14 protein-coding genes are annotated in these 18,090 nt (G+C 72.0%); 3 read left to right on the forward strand and 11 right to left on the reverse strand.

From position 1 onward, the window contains the following. Positions 1-74: 74 nt before the first annotated feature. From I3V78_RS34565 to I3V78_RS39620, 8 genes are all read right to left on the reverse strand, one after another. Entirely contained in the window at positions 75-2,765 is a 2,691-nt protein-coding gene (locus tag I3V78_RS34565) for a Kelch repeat-containing protein (RefSeq protein ID WP_239576869.1), read from the reverse strand. A gap of 370 nt (positions 2,766-3,135) precedes the next feature. Further along, entirely contained in the window at positions 3,136-3,996 is an 861-nt protein-coding gene (locus I3V78_RS34570) for an alpha/beta hydrolase (RefSeq protein ID WP_204494522.1), read from the reverse strand. Further along, positions 3,993-4,676 carry a hypothetical protein gene (locus tag I3V78_RS34575; RefSeq protein WP_204494524.1) on the reverse strand — a complete coding sequence of 228 codons (684 nt, stop codon included), beginning with the start codon at positions 4,674-4,676 and terminating at the stop codon, positions 3,993-3,995. The genes I3V78_RS34570 and I3V78_RS34575 overlap by 4 nt, the downstream gene beginning before the upstream one ends. Then, positions 4,660-6,021 carry a hypothetical protein gene (locus tag I3V78_RS34580; RefSeq protein WP_204494527.1) on the reverse strand — a complete coding sequence of 454 codons (1,362 nt, stop codon included), beginning with the start codon at positions 6,019-6,021 and terminating at the stop codon, positions 4,660-4,662. The genes I3V78_RS34575 and I3V78_RS34580 overlap by 17 nt, the downstream gene beginning before the upstream one ends. Beyond that, a complete protein-coding gene (locus I3V78_RS34585) occupies positions 6,018-7,430 on the reverse strand; it encodes a DUF1501 domain-containing protein (protein ID WP_204494529.1) in 1,413 nt (470 codons plus the stop codon). The genes I3V78_RS34580 and I3V78_RS34585 overlap by 4 nt, the downstream gene beginning before the upstream one ends. 28 nt (positions 7,431-7,458) lie before the next feature. Next, positions 7,459-9,255 carry a hypothetical protein gene (locus I3V78_RS34590; RefSeq protein WP_204494532.1) on the reverse strand — a complete coding sequence of 599 codons (1,797 nt, stop codon included), beginning with the start codon at positions 9,253-9,255 and terminating at the stop codon, positions 7,459-7,461. Positions 9,256-9,277: 22 nt separating this feature from the next. Further along, on the reverse strand, positions 9,278-10,240 hold the full coding sequence (locus tag I3V78_RS34595; RefSeq protein WP_204494535.1) for a hypothetical protein: 963 nt from the start codon (positions 10,238-10,240) through the stop codon (positions 9,278-9,280). A 33-nt stretch (positions 10,241-10,273) separates the two neighbouring features. After that, entirely contained in the window at positions 10,274-11,083 is an 810-nt protein-coding gene (locus I3V78_RS39620) for an MXAN_6652 family MXYO-CTERM-anchored protein (protein ID WP_239576871.1), read from the reverse strand. Between the two features lie 142 nt (positions 11,084-11,225). Between I3V78_RS39620 and I3V78_RS34605 the strand changes: the two genes are divergently transcribed. After that, the gene (locus I3V78_RS34605) at positions 11,226-13,565 is read left to right on the forward strand and encodes a carboxypeptidase-like regulatory domain-containing protein (RefSeq protein WP_204494537.1); all 2,340 of its coding nucleotides are present in this window, start codon (positions 11,226-11,228) and stop codon (positions 13,563-13,565) included. Positions 13,566-13,606: 41 nt separating this feature from the next. Further along, positions 13,607-14,866, forward strand: a complete 1,260-nt coding sequence (locus I3V78_RS34610) for an AAA family ATPase (protein ID WP_204494539.1) — start codon at positions 13,607-13,609, stop codon at positions 14,864-14,866. A gap of 9 nt (positions 14,867-14,875) precedes the next feature. Here the strand turns inward: I3V78_RS34610 and I3V78_RS34615 are convergent, their stop codons facing one another. Both I3V78_RS34615 and I3V78_RS34620 read right to left on the reverse strand, forming a co-directional pair. Then, positions 14,876-15,523 (reverse strand): zinc ribbon domain-containing protein, encoded by a 648-nt coding sequence (locus I3V78_RS34615; RefSeq protein ID WP_204494541.1) that lies wholly within the window; start codon positions 15,521-15,523, stop codon positions 14,876-14,878. Positions 15,524-15,587: 64 nt separating this feature from the next. Next, positions 15,588-16,850 (reverse strand): glucan 1,4-alpha-maltotetraohydrolase domain-containing protein, encoded by a 1,263-nt coding sequence (locus I3V78_RS34620; RefSeq protein ID WP_204494544.1) that lies wholly within the window; start codon positions 16,848-16,850, stop codon positions 15,588-15,590. A 157-nt stretch (positions 16,851-17,007) separates the two neighbouring features. On the opposite strand from I3V78_RS34620, the gene I3V78_RS34625 reads away from it, so the two are divergent. Beyond that, positions 17,008-17,352 carry a hypothetical protein gene (locus I3V78_RS34625; protein WP_204494546.1) on the forward strand — a complete coding sequence of 115 codons (345 nt, stop codon included), beginning with the start codon at positions 17,008-17,010 and terminating at the stop codon, positions 17,350-17,352. Between the two features lie 15 nt (positions 17,353-17,367). Here I3V78_RS34625 and I3V78_RS34630 read toward each other — a convergent pair whose 3' ends face one another. Further along, positions 17,368-18,027, reverse strand: a complete 660-nt coding sequence (locus tag I3V78_RS34630; protein ID WP_204494549.1) for a hypothetical protein — start codon at positions 18,025-18,027, stop codon at positions 17,368-17,370. Between the last annotated feature and the right edge of the window lie 63 nt (positions 18,028-18,090).

Consider the following 18,090-nt stretch of genomic DNA (forward strand, 5'->3'; position numbering starts at 1 on the left):
CCCGGTGCCCGCGCCCCCTGTATGAAACCCCGCTCCGGCCCGGTTTGCATCACCGGGCGGGCGGCCGACCCGGACTACAGCTTGCGCAGGTCGTAGTACTCGGCCGAGGCCTGGTCGTGGTTGCTGGCGCCGCCCACCGCGAGCACCGTGCCGTTGGGCAGCAGCGTCGCCGTGTGACGGTAGCGGTCCACGTTCATGTTCACCGTGGCCGTCCACTTGCCCGTGGCCGGGTTGTAGCGCTCGGACGCCACCTGGATGCCGGTGAGCTGGTGGTAGCCGCCGGCCACCAGCACCTCGCCGTTCTCCATGAGCGTCGCCGTGTGCCAGCGACGGGGCGACTTCATGCTCCCCGTCGTCGTCCACGTGCCCGTCGCCGGGTTGTACAGCTCGGCCGACTGGCTCTTGGCCACGTCGATGCCCGCGCCGCCCGCCACCAGCACCTGGCCGTTGGGCAGGAGCGTCGCCGAGTGCCACGCGCGACCCGTGCTCAGGCCGCCCGCGCTCGACCACGTGCCCGTCGCCGGGTCATACAGCTCGGCCGAGGCCAGCAGGTTCGGGTTCTCCGCGTTGTCCTCCGCCACGTTGCTGCCACCCGTCACGAGCACCTTGCCGTTGGGCAGCAGCGTCAGGGTGTGGTAGCCGCGCGCCTGGGACAGGGCGCCCGTGTAGCTCCAGGTGCCCGTCGCCGGGTCGTACAGCTCGGCCGAGGAGAGGGCCGTGCCGTAGAACTCGCTGGTGAAGCCACCGGCCACTAGCACCTTGCCGTTGGGCAGCAGCACCGCGGAGTGGTTGAAGCGCTGCGTCCTCAGCAGGCCCGCCGGCTTCCACTTGCCCTGCGCCGGCACGTACAGCTCCGCCGAGGCGCTCGTGATGGGGCACGCGCCGCCGCCGGCAATCAGCACCTGGCCGTTCTGCAGCTTGGTGGCCGTGTGGCCGCGGTGGGCGCCCAGGGTGTTGCCCGTGGCCGTCCACACCTTGGTGCCCTGCTCATACAGCTCGGAGCTGGTGTTGTAGCCGCCGGCCACCAGCACGCGGCCGTCGTCCAGCAGCGTGGCCGTGTGCTGCAGGCGCGGCAGCGCCATGCTGCCCGTGAGAATCCAGCCGCCCTTGGGCTCGTCCAGGCCGCACGCGGCGCTCGGCGTCACCGTCACCTTGCGCGTGACGGTCGACACGTAGCCCCCCATGTCACGGCCCGTGTAGGTGATGAAGTAGACGCCCGGCACCTTGTTGTTCACCGCGCCGGACACCGTGACGGGAATCGGACCGGCCGAGCACGAGTCGAAGCCGCCCGCGCCCATCTCCACGTAGGGAGCGCCGCACGCCAGCGTCACTTCCGGAGCGCCGCTCAGCTCGACGTCCACGTTGTTGCGGTAGATGGTGACCGTGGTGTTGCAGCTGGCGCTCTGCGTGCCGTCCGAGGCCGAATAGGTGAAGGTGTGGGTGCCCACGCCCAGGTGCGTGGTGGGCGGCGCCGCGGTGGAGGACACCACCTTGCAGTTGTCGCTGTAGGACGCGGGGCCGGGCGAGTACCAACGGCCCGCGTTCACGCAATCCAGCCGCACGTTCTCCGGGCAGCGCACGGTGGGCGGCGTGACGTCGGCGGTCTTCACCGTGGCGGTGCAGCTGGCGCTCAAGCCGGCCGTATCCGTGCAGGTGAGGGTCGCGGTGGTGCTGCCCGCGCCGGTGAAGCTCGTGGGGCTCTGCACGCACTCCTTGAGGTTGTTGTCCGGGTCGTACGAGCCATCGTTGATGGAGCCCGTGGCGCCGCAGGTGGCGTTGAGCGACAGGTCGATGTTCTTGCACTTGGCCACGGGAGGACGGTTGGTCGGGCCGGTGGAGCGGCAGGACGCGGAGCAGGTGCCCGTGCCGTTGGCGGCGCCCGTGTCGCACTCCTCACCGGGGTTCACCACGCCATCGCCGCACCAGTTCTTGCGGCACACCGACGAGCACACCGTGCCCGGCACGCCGTTCTGGCTGCCCGTGTCACACTCCTCGGGGTACTGCACCACGCCGTCGCCACAGCGCAGCGGCACCGCGCCGCGCGCCAGCACGTAGGGCACGCCGTGCGAGCCGTCCGCGAAGTCCTTGCTGCCCGGCAGCCGCGCGCCGTACGTGGGGTCCCGCGCGATGACCAGCGGGGTGAAGTTGGCCTCGGGGTAGGTGTCGAACGCCTCGTGCACCGAGCAGTTCCAGTTGGACAGGATGCTGTCGGTCAGCCCGGTGAGGGCCGCGTGCGTGGCCACGATGTGCGCGGTGTTGTAGCAACCCACGCCCGTGACGGTGAAGTTGCCGAAGGGCGCCAGCACGGGCACGGCCGTCAGGGGCGCGGTCTCGTGGTAGTAGCAGGACAGGTTGACGTACATGCCCGTCTTGCCGGCCTGGGCGGCGGCGAACTTCACCGAGTTGATCGTGACCTGATCTTCCTCGTGGTAGACGGGGTCGGTGCCCATGATGACGACGTTGCCGTCGACCACCGGGCCCCACTTGGCGGTGCTCTGCTCGGCGGCGGCCAAGAGGGTGCGCGCGGTGCTGCAGGTGCGGTCCCCCAGGATGAGCGCGCGGTAGGTGGCGAAGTCCGCGGACGTCTTGGCCTTCCACTGGTCGTCGGTGGCGAACTCCACGGTGTAGCCGAGGTTGCGCGCGCTGATGGCCTCGATGCTGTTGGTGCCACCGGTCACGGTGCCCGACAGGATGAGGACCTTGTTGGAGCTGGCCAGCCCCTGCGGGCGCGTGCCCACGCTCTGGGGGGACACGGGGGTGGACATCAGTCCCTCCTCGGCGTCCGGGGCAATCCCCTCTCCGCAGGCCGCGAGCACCAACATGCTCAAAGCCATCCACAACCCGCGGATGCCACTACGACTCTTCATCTGGGTATCAGAACGCATCCGTACCCTCCCTATGCCTTGCACGCATCGCGACACTCCGGGGGGGAGGGCCATGCGGTTGGTGTGACACTGAACCCTTGGATCGTCATCGGTACCCGGCCACACGCGGTGACAGCGACATCTGGACGGGTGGTGTATTTTTACACCAATGACGACTTAAAAATAAAACCGATCCTGCAAGCCGCACCTCCCGACAGGGTCGATTATCGGGTGGCGGACGCACTTTTTGCCCTGACAGGTTGTCCGACGCCTAGGGTTGTGTGTGTATGTCAGCCAGGAAGGATTCCAGGGTACGAGCGTAGGCCACACTGCCCATGCGGGCGGGGATGTCGTCGTGGTCGGCGCCGTCCACCCGGACGAGCCGCTTGGGCTCGCGGGCCACCGCGTACAGGCGATCGGAGAACTCGGGGCGCACGAAGTCGTCCTCGGTGCCGTGCAGCAGCAGCAGGGGCACCCCCTCCAGCGCGCGCAGACGGCCCTCGGTGTCCCAAGCACTCTGGGAGAGGAAGCCCGCGGGCAGGTCCATGTGGCTGGAGTCCCGCATCAGGCCTTCCACGGAGCTGAAGGGCGACTCGAGCACCAGGCCCGCCGGGGGGTGGTACGCCGCGAGCTGGGTGGCCACCGCCGTGCCGAAGGAGCGGCCATAATAGACAAGCCGCTCCGGGGGCAGGCCCGCGCGCGCGGAGAGCCACCCGAGCGCAGCCCGGCTGTCGGCGAGCAGTCCCGCTTCCGTGGGGGGCACGTTCGTGGACATGCCCCAGCCCCGGTAGTCGAACACCAGCACGTCGTAGCCCAGGTTGGCCAGACGCTTGGGCCGGTCCACGTGCACGTCCAGGTTGCAGCAGATGCCGTGGAAGTAGAGCACGTGGGCGCGGGGCGGCTGCTGGGGAGACTTCACATACACGGCCCCGAGCCGCACCCCGTCCTCCACCTCGAGCGTCACCGGCTCCAGGCTCCCGGGCGGCACGGACTCCTCGGGCGAGCCACCCTCGGCGGTGTAGGAATACTGGTTCACCAGGACCCGGGCGTAGAGGAAGGGGTCCAGGGCGTAGCAGGCGCCCCACCCCACCGCCGCCAGCAGCACCGCGCCCAGACGCACCCCACGGCTCATGGCCCGCCTCCGAAGTGGTAGCGCGCCCCGAGCATCACGCCCAGGGCCCCCCGCTCGCCCACGCCCACCCAGTCCACCGCGTGGAAGCGCGTGAGGGCCTGGGGCTCGTACCAGCGCGCCTCCAGGCACAGGCCCCAGGACGACGCCAGGCGCACCTCCTCGCCCACCGCCAGGGACAACAGGGGCCGCCCTCCGGCGAACTGCACCAGGCCCGAGGCCGAGGCATACGAGAGGAAGCGCTCCGCGAAGCGGTAGCTCACCGCCGGGGACAGCTCGAGGTAGGCGCGCGGCGAGGCGTCCCGGCCGGGCAGCACCTGGGCGAAGCCATAGAGGCGGCCGCCCACGCTCACCGCCGGCACCGCGCCCGCCTGTTCCACCGCGAGCCACGAGCCGCCCACGTCCACGCCCGCGAGGCCGAAGGTGAGCGAGGTGAGGTGGACATGGGCCGCCACGTCCGCGCGCTCGGCCACGCCGTAGCGCACGCCCGCGCTGCTCAGCGGCACCGGCAGCACGATGCCGTAGAGCCGCACCAGGGGCCCGCCCGCCGCGGCCTCCACGCCCCACGTCCCGCGCGCCACCGGCCGCACCTGCGTGGTGACGCCACAGCCCAGCAGGAGCACGAGGAGCCCGAGCCCCCCCACCGCGGCGAGGCCCCGGACGACCCTAGTCCTTGGGCGCATCGAAGAGGATCCACTCCTGGATGTCGTTGAGCTGGTCCTCGGGCAGCGCGGCGTTGCCGTTGAGGGGATTGATGGGCATGCGCGCCCCGAGCACGCTGCCGTCGCCCGAGAGCTTGAGCCACAGGTAGCTCTCCTGCGGCTTGCCGGGCTGGATGAGCGGCTGGGTCGGGCGCTGCGCGGACGGCTTGAGCAGCCGCGCATGCACCTCGTCGGCGGTGCCGAGCAGGTTGAGCCCGCCCTGGGGGTTGTCCCCGCCGTGGCAGCCACCGCAGTTGGACTGGAGGATGGGCAGCACGCGCCCCTTCCACGAGGCCCCCGCGCCCGCGAGGCTCAGCGCCTTGGGGTCCTTGGAGTACGTGCAGTTCGCGTAGTCGATGCTCGACTCCAGGCTCCACTGGCCCGCCTTGGGATCCAGGCCCTGGATGAAGCACATGAGCGCGAGCATGTCCTGCACGCTCGGGGGCTGGTTGGCCAGGGGCATGCGCGTGCCCGGGATGGGCTCGCCCTTCATCGTCCCGCGCAGCCGCGCCACCAGGTAGCTCTCCTCGGGCTGGCCCGGGTTGAGCAGGGGCACCGGCGTGGCGGTGCGCGCCCCGTAGACACCATTGCGGTTCTGGTCGCCCTGCACGATGCCGCTGGCCGCCAGGCCCTCCACCGTGTCGCGCTGGCCCTCGTTCACCTCGGCGAACAGGTGGCGCCGGTCCTCGAGCACCCACCAGTTCGTCTGGTAGCTCGTGAAGGGCAGCGTGCGCACCTCGCCCCCCTCGATGAAGCTGCGGATGAAGGTGCCCGTCACCCACATGCGCTCCTCCGCGCCGGGCACGGGGTCATGCAGGTACAGGTGCAGGCCCGGCGTGGCGGCGTCCGGCCGCGCGCCCTTGGGGTCCAGCTTGGGCGTCTCGCCCCGGACGAGATCGAAGGAGCCGATCTCGATCTCCCGGAACTCCTTCTCCATGAAGCGGAAGCGGTCGCCCAGGCGCTCGCACCGGTCGTACACGCCCGTGGGGTTGCCGGACTGCACGTTGCACGGCGCGCCGATGGCGGCCAGGAACGTGCCCGCGGTGTGCAGGTCCGGGTACTCCTTCTGGTTGTGGCACACGCCGTTGGTGCCGCCGCACGTGCGCAAGACGAGCTTGCGGTGCAGGTCCAGGCCCGTGGCGTAGGTGCGCTGGGCCGCGAGCACGTCCGTGTCCGAGCCCGTGTACGCGGGCGTCCGGGTCACCCCGCCCGGCGTGGGCCGCTCGGGCTCGAAGGGGATGGTGCCGGTGGGCTCGGAGTTGCCGATGGGACCACCACACGCCAGGGACGCGGCCCCCAGCACGGCGAGGAGCAGGGAGCGTGTCATGCGAAGAAGTCCTGGAGGGGGGCGTCCGCGGGGAAGATGCCTTCGTGATCCGCGCCGAGCAGATCCATCATCGTCTTGAGCACCGCGCGGTAGGAGTACACCTGACCGGTGGCCTTGAGGTCCGAGCCGCGCACCGAGCCCAGGCTCTTGCCGCCCTTGCCCGCCTGGGAGATGACGCCGCCCATGAAGGGCATGGACATCCACCGGGTGGCGAAGTCGCTGCCGTGGTCGCTGCCGTTGGCGGAGTTGTAGCGGCTGCCGCCCGTGGTGCGGCCGAACTCGCTGCCCAGCACCACCAGCGTCTTGTCCCAGTAGGTGCCGCCCTCGGGGTGCTCCATGCGCTGCAGCGCCGTGCGCAGGCCACTCACCAGGCGGTTGGCCCCGTCCAGCTCCTCGGGCAGCTCCGCGTCCTCGCGCGAGTGGAAGTCGTAGCCCCCCTGGTTGAGGAACACCGCCGGGCAGCCGAAGTGGAACAGGCGCAGCGCGAGCGCCGCCCGGAGGCCCGTGGTGTCCGTGCCCAAGAGCGTGCGCAACTGCCGGTTGCTGATGCCGTCCACCATCTCGTCCGAGTCCGCGCTCACCCGGAGCACCGGGTCGCGGAAGATCTTCCCGTAGTCGCTCGAGGCCTTGCGCGTCTGCTGGTAGGTGTCCGCCCCCGCGCGCAGGGGCAGGTGCAGCCGCTGGCGGAAGCGGGCGTCCACGTTCTGCGCCACCCGGGACGCCCACGGCTTGAGGCTCGCGTCCGGATCCGCGCCGAAGCGCTCGAAGCCGCTGCCCTCGAGCACCGGCGGCCGGAAGGTGGCGTAGGTGCCCGCGCCCGAGGCCATGCCCGCCTCGCCCAGGCTGAAGGCGGGCAGGAGCGTCACGCCCCGCGCCGCCGCCTCGGCCACACGCGCGCGCACCCCGTAGTTCACCAGCGTCATGAACCCCGTGGCGCCGCCCACGTACCCCGTGAGGAAGCGCTCCAGCCCCGTGCCATGGCCCCCGTCCGCCCGCGCGGAGAAGGGCTCGTGGTCCACGCACGGCAGCACGCAGAGTTCGTTGGAGAAGGACGCCACGGACTTCATGCCCAGGTCGCGCCGGGCCTTGTTCGCCTCGCCCTCGAGCCACCCCGCGCGCTCGAGCAGCGTGCTCACGCCCCACTCCGTGCCCGCCGCGCGCTTGGACGAGGCCCCGAAGGGGTTGAACTGGTCGGCCACGTCGCCGTTGTAGGCGGTGGTGAAGCGAAAGCCTCCCGCCAGGCGGATGTAGATGAGGTGGCGCACACTGCCCCGGCCCGCCGTCTGGGCGAGCGCCGTGCGCGGCAACCACAAATGGGGAAAGGCCAGCGCGGCGGCACCCGCGCCCAGGCCCTTGAGCAACTGGCGGCGGCCCGGCGACTGGGGCTTGGAATCATCGGAGTCGGACATCGGTGGGCTCCAGGGGATTCGGGGGGGTTTAGTAGAAGAGGCGCTCGGCGCTGGACAGCAGCGCGAAGCAGTAGGCGCGGCCGAACTCCTCCGCCGTGCAGTTCTCGCGGGCGCACTCGGTGGCCGCCTCGCGCGCCTCGGTGAGCTCCAGGGCCTCGGGCGCGCGGCCGAGCAGCACGCGGTACTGGTGCGTGGCCACGCGCTCGCCCACCTCGGGCGTCATCGCGGCGCGGGCCGAGAGGGCCTCGGGAAGCAGCCGCTCCACCGCGGCGCCCGGCACCTTCGGGTCCAGCGAGGGGTTGCACAGCTCCTGCACGAAGGCGAGCTGGGTGGCGGTGGTGAGGATGCTCACCACGCGGAAGCGACCGCCCACCACGTTCTCCGGGCAGCCGCCCAGGGTGCGCGCCAGCTGCGCGTAGCGCTCGTCGAGCTTGCCCTCGCCGTCGAACTTCCAGAGCGACTCCTGGAGCACCCGGTAGCCGGCGACACTGCCCGCGTCGAGCAGGGCCTTGGGCCGGCTGATGCGGTGGTCACACGCGGGCAGCGTGTAGCCCGTGTTCCGGGCGAGCGAGTCGAGCCACACCTCGGCGTCCACCTGCTTGAGCGGCCCGTAGCTCCAGCGGTAGGTGGAGGGGGCCTCGCCCTCGGCGGACTGGAGGTAGGCCACGGAGGTGGCCACCGCGAAGTGCACCGAGCGGATGTCGCCGTGATGCGCGAGCAGCCAGCGCACCAGCGCGCCGCGCACCTCGGGCACCCGCGCGGACAGCTCGTAGCCCAGGTACTGCTCGAGCACGTCGTCCACCGCGCGCTCCCAGAAGGCCAGCTCCCGGGCGAGGATGCGGCCGGGGATCTGCAACCGCGCCCACTCCTCGGGCGTGAGCAGGCCGCTCCAGAGCGTCAGCGCGTTGTTGAGGCTCGGATCGCGCGCCGAGCGCCAGTCCGGGGTGAAGACGAGCTCGTTGTAGCCCCAGAGCACGCTGGCGCAGCCCCCGCGCGACACGTCGTCCACGCCGCCCTCGTCGTTGAGGCAGCGAAAGCGCACGAAGGCATCCGGCAGGCGCATGCCCAGTTGGGGGTGGTCGTAGTAGCCCGAGTGCCACAGCTTGTAGAGCCGCGCCATGTCCGCGCGCTCGTGCTCGAAGGGAGGCCGGCCCAGGAAGCGCAGGAAGAGCGCCTCGGCCTTGTCCCCGGGGTCCGCGTAGCGGCGGGTGAACACCGGGTGCGCGCTCACCACCGCGGCGAACTGATCGTACGGCACGCGGCCCTGGTACAGCCGGGCCACCAGGCGATCCATGTCGTAAATGGACTGGAGGCTCGTCACCTCGTTGCTGTAGAGGAAGCGGTCCGCCATGCGGCGCTGCTGCACGTGGAGGAACTCGTCGCGCGCCATGAGCCGGCGCACGGTGTCGCCCCAGCCGCCCTGGCACGTGGCCTCGGCCTCGTCCGCGTCCGGCATGCGCCCGAGCATGTCCACGAAGAGCCGGCGGCACGCCTCGGCCGCGCGCACGGGCCGGCTCGGCAGCCCCACGCCCCAGAGGCTGCGGCACAGGCCCTGGTTGACGGGATTCTTCAGCCCCGCGCCCTCGCAGAACGCCGCGCAGTCCGCGTCGCAGTCCGGCGGACGCGTCTCGTTGGGCGGGGGCACGGCGCGCGGCGCGGGCAGCACGTCGTCACCCCCCTCGAATTCCCCCGGGGTCAGGGGCTCGCCATTGCCCACCATGCCGCCGGGGCCCGAGGCGAGCTGCTCGGGCTCGAAGGTGTAGGTGGGCTGGCACGCGGCCAGCAGCGCCAGCACGGACAACAGGAGCGGACGGGACACGGTCATGCGTGGCTCCAGGCAGGGGGATTCAGAAACCGAACTCGGCGCCGAGCGACAGGCCCAGGCGCAGCGCCAGGGTGCTCCAGTTCTTGGCGTACTGGAGCCCGGAGATCTCCTGGCTCGTGGCGAACAGGTACTGCTGCTGCACGTGGGCGAGCACGTCCGCGCGCAGCCAGATGCGCTCGGACATGCGGCGGCGGGCACCCGCGGACGGACCCGCCAGCCAGCCCACGCGCGGCACGCCCCACACGTTCACGCCCTGCGATTGCAGCCGGGCGATCTCCTGGGCGAACTCCCGGCCCGGCACCAGCACCGACAGGCCCACGCGCGCCGCCAGCACCAGTTCCATCTTCTCCGTCAGTGGCAGGCCGTACTCGCCGGAGACGAACAGCTCGTTGAGGATGCCGAAGCCATACGTGCGCCCACCGCCCGCGCCGTAGTTGCCGAAGATGCGCGCGCCCGCGCCCGCCCGCAGCCGCTCGCTCACCGAGGACACCGGGACACTCAGCCAGAGCGTGGCCGACAGGAAGCCGTCGCTCGTGTAGTCGAAGGACTCGTCCCGGACCGTGGCGTTGATGCTCTGCGTGGCGTTGAGCCGCGCGCTCTCCACGAAGAGGTCCGGCCCCAGCCCCAGCCGCAGCCGGCTCGAGGTGGCCACCGGCTCGGGCTCGGGGGTCCGGGACGCGGCGGCCGACCGGGACGGCGCGGCGGGCCGGACCGGGGCGGGCTTCACCTCCGGCACGGGCTTCACCTCGGGCACGGGCACGGGGGCGGGAGGCGGCACCGGGGCCGGCGCGGGCTCGGGCGCCGGGGTCGGGGCTGGCGCGGCGGCCGGGGTCTTGGCGCCCTTGCCGCTCTTGGCGCCCTTGCTGGTCTTGGTGGCCTTGGCCGGAGCGGCCTCGGCCACGGGGAGGGCCAGCACCCACACCGTGAGCAGCAGGCCCCGCCCCAGGCGGGAGCGCGGCGGGTGGCGAGAGGAGATGATCGTCACGAAGAACTCGGTGTGGGTGCGAAGAACGAAGAATCAGGCGCGGCGGCGGCGCAACCGGATCAACGCGGCGACGCCCAGCACGAACGAGAGCATCGGCGCTCCGGCGGTCGAAGAGCAACCGCCTCCGTCATCTTGACCGTTCCCCGGCGGCGGCTCTCCGCCCGAGCCGGCGTCCGGGCTGCCCGTCCCCGTGCCCGCGTCCGGCGGAGTGCCGGAATCCGGCGGGGTTCCGGCATCCGGCGAGGTGCCAGAATCCGGCGCGGTGCCGGAATCCGGTTCCGTGCCCGCGTCCGGCGAGCTCCCCGCGTCCGGCTCCGTGCCCGCGTCCGGCACCGTCTCGGCGCGCACCTGCACCGCCAGCGTCGAGGCGGCCACGCCATCCCCGGCGGTCGTCCGGTTGTTGTTGGCCGAGTTGCCCGCGCCATACAGGGTGAAGGCGCCCTCGGTGGCGGGCGCCGTCACGGAGAAGTCGAAGCGCACCTCCGGCCCCGTGGCGGTGGAGGTGAAGGCCTTGGAGGCCTTGTGGGTGAGCTCCCGCCCCGACTTCTGCAGGGACGCATCCAGCACGGAGAGCAGATCCGCGGTCCCGTTCACCGCCAGGTTGAGGCCCCCGACGGCGGCCGGGCCGCCCCGGATGACGAAGGCATACGTATTGACCGAGCCCGGCGTCACCGTGGTGGGGCCGATGAACTGCACGGTCGGGTTGGCGCCCCCCGAGTGGCAATTGGCGCACGTCGCCCCCGACACACCCGAGTAGCCGACCATGCCTCCCGAGTGGGCCAGGACCGGACTGGAGAACAACCCCACGGACAACACTCCCACGACGATTGAACGCGACGACATGAAGCCTCCCAGATAAAAATGTCGGCCCTTTAACGTATTTCCCGTCTTTCTCCCACCCCCCTCCGACACATCGCGGCATCGGCTGGCCCGTGCGGACCGTATGGGTCACAAGGAAACGGGCGTGGAAGGAAAGGAGCACCTGATGCGTGGGCGGTTGCGATGGGGAGCGCTGCTGGCCGTCGGCGTCCTGATGCTGCTCGCCCTCTGGCGTCTGACCGGAGGCACGCCGGAGCAGGACCCCGAGGGCGCGGAAGCGTCAGGTCCCCGGACGCCCCGGGCCCCGGTCGCCGCCCGCCCCCGCGAGGCCCGGGACCCTGACGCGTCCCCCTCGACCCCCGACACCCCCACCGCGGCGGACGGCGTGCTCGAGGTGGAGGTGCGCGAGGGGGAGCGGCCCGTGCCCGGCGCGCCCGCGCGGCTGTACCGGCGCGGCCCGAGGGATCCCAACCTGGGGACATTCATCTGGTGGCGTGTCGGGGAAGGCCTCACGGACGCGGCGGGACGGGTGGTGCTCGCGGCGGGGCCGGGAGACTACCTGGTGTCGGTGCGCGTGGAGGGGCATGCGCCGCTCGTGCGGGACGTGGTGCGACCCCAGGCGGAGGCCCGCACCCGCGTGGTGCTCCAGGTGGAGCCGGGCGTGCGGCTCGAGGGGCGCACGGTGGTGGGCACGACCCGCGAGCCCCTGCCCCTGGTGCGGCTCGTCCTGGCGCGGCGCTCCGCGGAGCTCGCGTTCTGGCTCCAGCCCGAGCTGCCCGAGGACGAGCGCGTCCAGGTCACGAGCAACGAGCGGGGCCTGTTCCGCGTGGACGGACTCGCGCCGGGCGTCTGGCGGCTGGAGGCGGACACCCCCGGCTACGCGCTCACGGTGATCGAGCAGGTGAAGGTGCCCGCGGGCAAGCCCCTGGAGGTGGCGCTCCAGGCCGCGGGTATCATCGAGGGCTTCGTCGTGGACGCGCGGGGCGAGCCGGCCGCGGGCGCCGAGGTCCAGTTGGGCGGCAAGACGGCGCAGCAGCTCGTCACGGGCGAGGGCGGTGGCTTCTCCGGCGAGGTGGAAGCGGGCGCCTACACGGTGATGGCGCGGCGGGGCGAGGAGGCAGGGGCCCTGGAGACGCCCGTGGTGGTGAGCGCGGGCATGACGGTGCGGGGTGTACGGCTGCAGCTCGGGCCCGGCGCCGTGCTGGAGGGGCGCGTGTGGGCCAAGGCCTCGGGCGCGCCGGTGGCGCAGGCGCGCGTGGACGTGAGCCCCCTGGGCGGCAACGGCGACCTGGGCCGCGCCTCGACGGACGCGGACGGCCGCTTCCAGGTGCGGGGGCTCGCGTCGGGCGCCTATGACGTGGTGGTGGGCGCCCAGGGCTTCGCCACCGTGCTGCGCCGGGGGGTGATGCTGCGCGGCCGGGAGCACTTCACCCTGGACGTGACGCTCGGGGGCCTGGGCTCGGTGGAGGGCCACGTGCGGGACCCAGAGGGCCGACCCGTGGAGGGCGCGCGGGTGCTCGCCTTCCCGCGGCAGGACCCGCTGGACACGCCGGCCGTGGAGACCCGGACCGACGCCGAGGGCCACTACCGGCTCGAGGGCGTGACGCCCGGCCCCCAGCGGCTCGTCGCCCGCCGGGACGGCGCGACCCAGGGCATGGTGCGCCCGGTGGAGGTGGGCGACAGCGGCCCGGCCCGGGTGGACTTCACCCTGGAGACCACGGGGGTGGTCGAAGGCGTGGTGCGCGGCCGCCTGCCCGACGAGCCCCTGGAGGTGACGGCCACCCCCACCGAGCGCCACGGGCCGGGTTGGTCCGAGCGCCGCGGCACCCCGGTGGACGCGGCGGGCGCCTTCCGGCTGGTGCTCGCTCCGGGCAGCTATCAGGTGGCGCTCGCGAGCACACGCGCGGCGAGCCCCGCCGAGCGCATCGAGGTCCGGGCGGGGAGCACGACCCGGGCCGAGCTGCTCTGGCGCGAGGCGGCCCAGAGCACGGGCGAGGTGGGGGGCCGGGTCCTCGAACCGGACGGCGCGCCCTCGCCGAGCGCCCTCGTCCTGGCCTTCACCGACGGAGAGGAGCGGGAGATCATCGGCGCGACCTGGACGGACGGCGAGGGCCGCTTCCAGATCAACCTCCTGCCGGAGCGCGCCAGCCTGGAGCGACTCCAGTTGCAGGCGGCCAACGGCGGGCGCCGGGGGCAGCTCGCGGGCGTGCGCACGGGCCTGCAGGGGGCGGACGTGCGGCTCGCGCCCGGGGCCACCCTGAGTGGCCGGGTGGTGCGGACGGGCGCGCCCGTCCAGGGCTTCACCCTCACCCTGGAGCCCGAGCAGTTCGTCCCGCTCGCCCAGAAGCCCGGCCCCTGGGAGTTCTCCGGCGAGCGCTTCCAGGTCCGGGACGTGCCCGCGGGCCCCGCCCTGCTCCGGGTGCGCACCCAGGACGGGCTCCAGGGCGAGCGCGCGGTGGTGCTACGCCCCGGGGCCACCCTGGAGGTGGATGTCTCACTGCCCTGAATTCCCCACAAGTGGGTCGGGTGGGGATATGGTGGGAATACATGTACCTGCGCAGCCTGACGCTCCAGAACCTCAAGCTCCTGCGGGAGGTCGAACTCTCCTTCACCCGTCCGGACGGAGAGGTCCGACCGTGGACCGTCTTCGTGGGGGAGAACGGGTTGTGCAAGACGGCCATCCTCCAGGCCATCGCGCTCGCGGCGAGCGGCTCGTCCCTGGGCAGTGAGCTCGCGGACGTGACGAGCCTGCCGGACCGGCGTCAGCCCACGAGCGAGCTGATGCTCATCGGCGCCGAGTTCACCTTCGGCACGGAAGGGCACAAGGCGCGCACCTATCCGGGCTTGGACACGCGGCACTCGCTGCCCCCGTACCTGCGCAGCTCCATCGCGGCCAAGAGCACCTGGCGCGAACTGGTGGGCAGCTCGCGCTACGTGGGCGTGGAGCACACGCAGGTGTTCGATCCGGTGCGCGAGGCGCGCCGCACGCAGCTGCCGGGCTGGTTCGTCGCGGGCTACGGCACGGCGCGCACCCTGCCCCGGCCGCACTCGCTGCACGTGGAGGGCCTGTCCGACCCGCTCAAGCAGCGCATGGCGAACCTGTTCGACCAGGGCGGCCTCATCGCCACGGGCTTCGCCGACGTGTTCGAGTCGACGCAGGCCAAGGCCTATACGCGGCTGCTCAAGCAGGTGCTCCTGGAGGGCAACCTGCTGCCGGGCGTGGTGGACCTGGAGCTGCAGAGCCACGGCGTGGTGCGCACGCGGCAGGACCTGCTGGAGGCCCACCGCTTCGAGTTCAACCTCGGGGGCCAGCGCGTGAAGCTGCCCGCCACGTGGCTGTCGCGGGGCTACCAGGGCGCCATCGCCTGGCTGGCGGATCTCATCGGCCACGTGCTCCTGGAGGCAGGCAAGCCCGTGGCGCCCGAGCGCATGGAGGGCCTCGTGCTGGTGGACGAGCTGGATCTGCACCTGCACCCGCACTGGCAGACGTCGCTCATCGCCACGCTCAAGGGCCTCTTTCCCCGGCTGCAGTTCATCGCCACCACGCACTCGGCCATGCTGCTGCCGGGCCTGGAGCAGGACGAGGTGTTCGTGCTGCGCCAGGACGAGCAGGGCCACGTCTACGTGTCGCCGGCGCCCTCCACGCCCGGGTTCCTCACGGGCAGCGAGCTGCTCGACGCGTTCTTCGACCGCAAGGGCAAGCCCGTGGGAGGCGCCCCGCGCCGCCGCGCCTCCACGGCCAAGACGCCCGCCAGGCCCGCGAAGCCCGCGGCCAAGAAGACGCCCGGGCGCCCCAAGCGCAAGTAGCGCGCGCCCCTAGCCGCCGCGCGCCGTGCCGCACTCCGAGCAGAAGCGCGCCTGGGGCTTCATCTCCACGCCGCACTCGGTGCAGTGGGCCTTGGCGCGCGCGAGCGGCTTGCCGCACTCGCCACAGAACTTCCCGCCCTCCACCCGGGCCTGGCAGTGCGGACACGACGCGGCCGCCGCCGACTGGTGCGTCTTCAAGTCCAGCGCGCCCACCTGATCCGCCTCGCGCGCCTTCTGCCAGGCCTGCTCCACGGCCACCCGGGACTGGATGTGGGCGGCCTCCTCCTGGAGGTCCGGCGCGCAGTCCTCGCACAGGCCCCGGGCCGCGTTCCAGCACACCTGGGGACAGACCCAGTGGCCGCAGCGCGTGCAGTGCTTGAAGTGCTGCTTGGCCTCGCCCACCGCCTGGCCGTAGGCGTCGTCCCACGCCCCGCCGCGCAGGGCGTCCTTCACGTGGTCCCCCGCGTAGGCCACGCGCGACAGCGAGCCCCCGAAGAAGGAGCCCGCCGCCTTGAGGAAGCTCGAGGCCATTCCCGCCTTGTTCGCGATGAAGGGCGACATGTGGCCGTTGCCGCACTTGTCGCAGTGGAACTCGAACTGGAAGCCGTAGTCGTTGGAGCGGTCGGTGTAGTTGCGGGTGAATTGGATCATCGCCATGGCGCGCGGCTCTCCTGGTCCCGCGACCCTAACACCGGGGCCGCTCCAGCTCATCCCCGCGGGGCTAGCGCGACCACACGGCGTAGTTGGTGCCCGAGGTCTCCAGCGTCCAGCCCGTGCCGGGCGACCAGTCCCCGGGGCCCACCTTCATCGCCACGCTGCCCTTGGTGCCGGTGATGATCGCCGCGTAGCGGCTGGTGTCCGCCACCTGGATGCTCACCGCGGACGAGGAGTGGATGCCCTTGGCCTTGCGCACGGACATCAGCTTGGTGATGGCCGCCTTGTGGCCCCAGTCGTAGAAGTGCACCCAGTAGACGCACGGCACGCCCGGGTGGGTGAGGATGTAGGCGTAGCCCTGCATCACCTTGTCGCTCGGGAAGGGCCAGTGGTTCTGGCTCGTGCCGCCCGTGCTCGGGCCCGTGTCGTGGTTGTCCACGAAGGTGACGGACTTGGCCGCCCACCAGCCGATGGCGCCCGCGGGCTTGCCCTCGCTGTCCTTGAGCCGCCAGAACTGGTTGTACTGCACGGCCTGCTGCAGGAGCCCCTTGGTGGTGAAGTCGAACACGGCCGACTTGCCCCCGGCGGCGTCGATCCAGTTCATCAGCTGCTGGCGGTGGGGGTTGGGGTTGTCCAGGTTCAGGTCCGTCCACAGCTCGCCCACGGAGAAGTAGGGCACGGTGGCGGTGTTGTACTGGCCCACGTAGCGGCCCGCGTAGCCCTTCACGTAGTCGTAGCGCCAGCCGTCGTAGCCCGTCTTGGACTTCAGGCCGTTCATCCACGTGGTGATGCCGCTCTGCACGGTGGTGTTCGTGTGGTCCAGGTCACGCGCGGCGCCGTAGCCATCCCCCGTGTCCGCGGCCCCCGTGGCCCCCGTCCACTCGTCCCCCCGCGTCACCGCCCACGAGCCCCACGTGGGGTTGGTGAAGTCCGCCCAGTTGGTGGTGCCCACGCGGTGGTTGATGACGATGTCCGCGATGGCCTTCACGTTGTAGGTGTGCAGCGCGCCGATGGCCGACTTGAGCTGCGCCTCGGTGCCGTACTGGCTGTCGAGCACTTCCAGCTTCCGGGGCAGGTAGCCCTCGCTGGAGGCCGCGTCGCTGGAGGGCGGCAGCCACACCATGGAGAAGCCACTGGCGCCGATGTCCGACGCCTTGCCCTGCACCACGCTCCACCAGGGCTTGCTCTGGTAGGACGTCCAGTGGAAGCCCTGCAACATCACGTCACCGCTGTTGCCATCGAGCGGTCCGGCGAGCGCCGCCGGCGCGCCCGCCAGGGCCAGGGTCCACGCCAGGAACAACAGGCCACCAGGGGTCTTCTTCTTGAGCATCGGGTCCTCCAGAAAAAAGAGATGAGGCGGACACGGGCTCTAGCGCCTTTCCCCCGGGCAGGCGAGCCGGGGCCCTCCCCCACGCCGTGTCAGGCCCCGGAGCGTCGGACGGGAAACGTGTGGGGCCCGGGTGGCGCCTGGGGCTAGAGTGCCGGGGATGGCGGAACAGTCCCCTCCCTATTGGGTCCTCATCTCGGTCCTGTTCAGCTCGCAGCCGCTGACGCCCTCGCTGGCCATGACCCTGCACCAGGCGGCCTTCGAGCTCTACCGGCACGGCGGCTCCGAGCAGCGCGTGGCGGGCGACCTCCTCACCGGCACGGTGCGCAACCTGCGCCAGGACGTGCAGATGGGCACGCTCGTCGGACCCGCCTTCGAGGCGGAGATCGAGACCGAGCGGGGCTCGGGCACGGTGCGCTTCCTGCTCACGCGCCAGGGCCTGGAGATGCTCAATGCCCAGCCGGACGCGCCGCCCGCGCCCTCCCGCCCGCGCTACCTCAACTGAACGGCCCGCGGGGGCTCAGTGCACCCGCTCCTTCTCCACCCGCTCCTTGCGCCGCGCCTTGGCGAGCCGCGCGCTGGCCGAGGGCCGACGCGTCACCATGCGGGTAACCCCCAGGTAGAGCTGCTCCTCGGTGTACACCCTGCGCACCCGGGGCGTGCCCGGCACGTAGGCGGGCCCGGGCCGCTCCAGCCACTGCAGCACGCGCGCCTCGCCCGAGTGGGCGAAGGCCACGAGCAGCTCGGGCGGACACTGCTTCAAGTAGCGCGACACGAGCGGCTTGAGGCGCGCGCCGAAGTCCTTGCCCAAGACCGAGTGCCGCCGCCCGGCGTGCAGCGTGCCGTCGAAGCGCCGCGACATGTGGAAGAGCTCGTGCATCACCGTCTGGATGCGGCCCCGGGGCGTGGACGCCCGGAAGAAGAGCGGCCGGAGGGTGATGCAGTAGAGCATCCGCCTGCCCTTGAGCCGGATGACGGGCTTGCGGCGGCCCTTGCGGTCCACGCAGCGCCCACCCCGGAAGCACAAGGGCTTGACCGTCCCCCGCGAGGCGCGCCGGGCCTCACCCGCCACCACCAGGATGCGGCTCGCCTTCACGTGGGCGAACTCGGGCATCTTCGCGGCGATGTCGCGAATCAGGGCGCGCAGCGCCTTGTTGAGGTTGGGGCGGACGGAGGCCACGTGTAGTCAACAGTGTACCGCAAATGCGCTTGAGAGCAGCCCCCGCCGCGCCGCAGGCTGCCG

Origin of the sequence: Archangium primigenium, from assembly GCF_016904885.1 — a bacterium.
In the GTDB taxonomy this organism is placed as follows: Bacteria; Myxococcota; Myxococcia; order Myxococcales; family Myxococcaceae; genus Cystobacter; species Cystobacter primigenius.

Bases quoted from the DNA above. Each gene is read 5' to 3' on its own strand.
- I3V78_RS34590 (WP_204494532.1), bottom strand. From the start codon at position 9,255: ATGACCGTGTCCCGTCCGCTCCTGTTGTCCGTGCTGGCGCTGCTGGCC.
- I3V78_RS34585 (WP_204494529.1), bottom strand. From the start codon at position 7,430: ATGTCCGACTCCGATGATTCCAAGCCCCAGTCGCCGGGCCGCCGCCAG.
- I3V78_RS34565 (WP_239576869.1), bottom strand. From the start codon at position 2,765: ATGTCCACCCCCGTGTCCCCCCAGAGCGTGGGCACGCGCCCGCAGGGG.
- I3V78_RS34575 (WP_204494524.1), bottom strand. From the start codon at position 4,676: ATGCGCCCAAGGACTAGGGTCGTCCGGGGCCTCGCCGCGGTGGGGGGG.
- I3V78_RS34620 (WP_204494544.1), bottom strand. From the start codon at position 16,850: ATGCTCAAGAAGAAGACCCCTGGTGGCCTGTTGTTCCTGGCGTGGACC.
- I3V78_RS34625 (WP_204494546.1), top strand. From the start codon at position 17,008: ATGGCGGAACAGTCCCCTCCCTATTGGGTCCTCATCTCGGTCCTGTTC.
- I3V78_RS34610 (WP_204494539.1), top strand. From the start codon at position 13,607: ATGTACCTGCGCAGCCTGACGCTCCAGAACCTCAAGCTCCTGCGGGAG.
- I3V78_RS39620 (WP_239576871.1), bottom strand. From the start codon at position 11,083: ATGTCGTCGCGTTCAATCGTCGTGGGAGTGTTGTCCGTGGGGTTGTTC.
- I3V78_RS34605 (WP_204494537.1), top strand. From the start codon at position 11,226: ATGCGTGGGCGGTTGCGATGGGGAGCGCTGCTGGCCGTCGGCGTCCTG.
- I3V78_RS34580 (WP_204494527.1), bottom strand. From the start codon at position 6,021: ATGACACGCTCCCTGCTCCTCGCCGTGCTGGGGGCCGCGTCCCTGGCG.
- I3V78_RS34615 (WP_204494541.1), bottom strand. From the start codon at position 15,523: ATGGCGATGATCCAATTCACCCGCAACTACACCGACCGCTCCAACGAC.
- I3V78_RS34570 (WP_204494522.1), bottom strand. From the start codon at position 3,996: ATGAGCCGTGGGGTGCGTCTGGGCGCGGTGCTGCTGGCGGCGGTGGGG.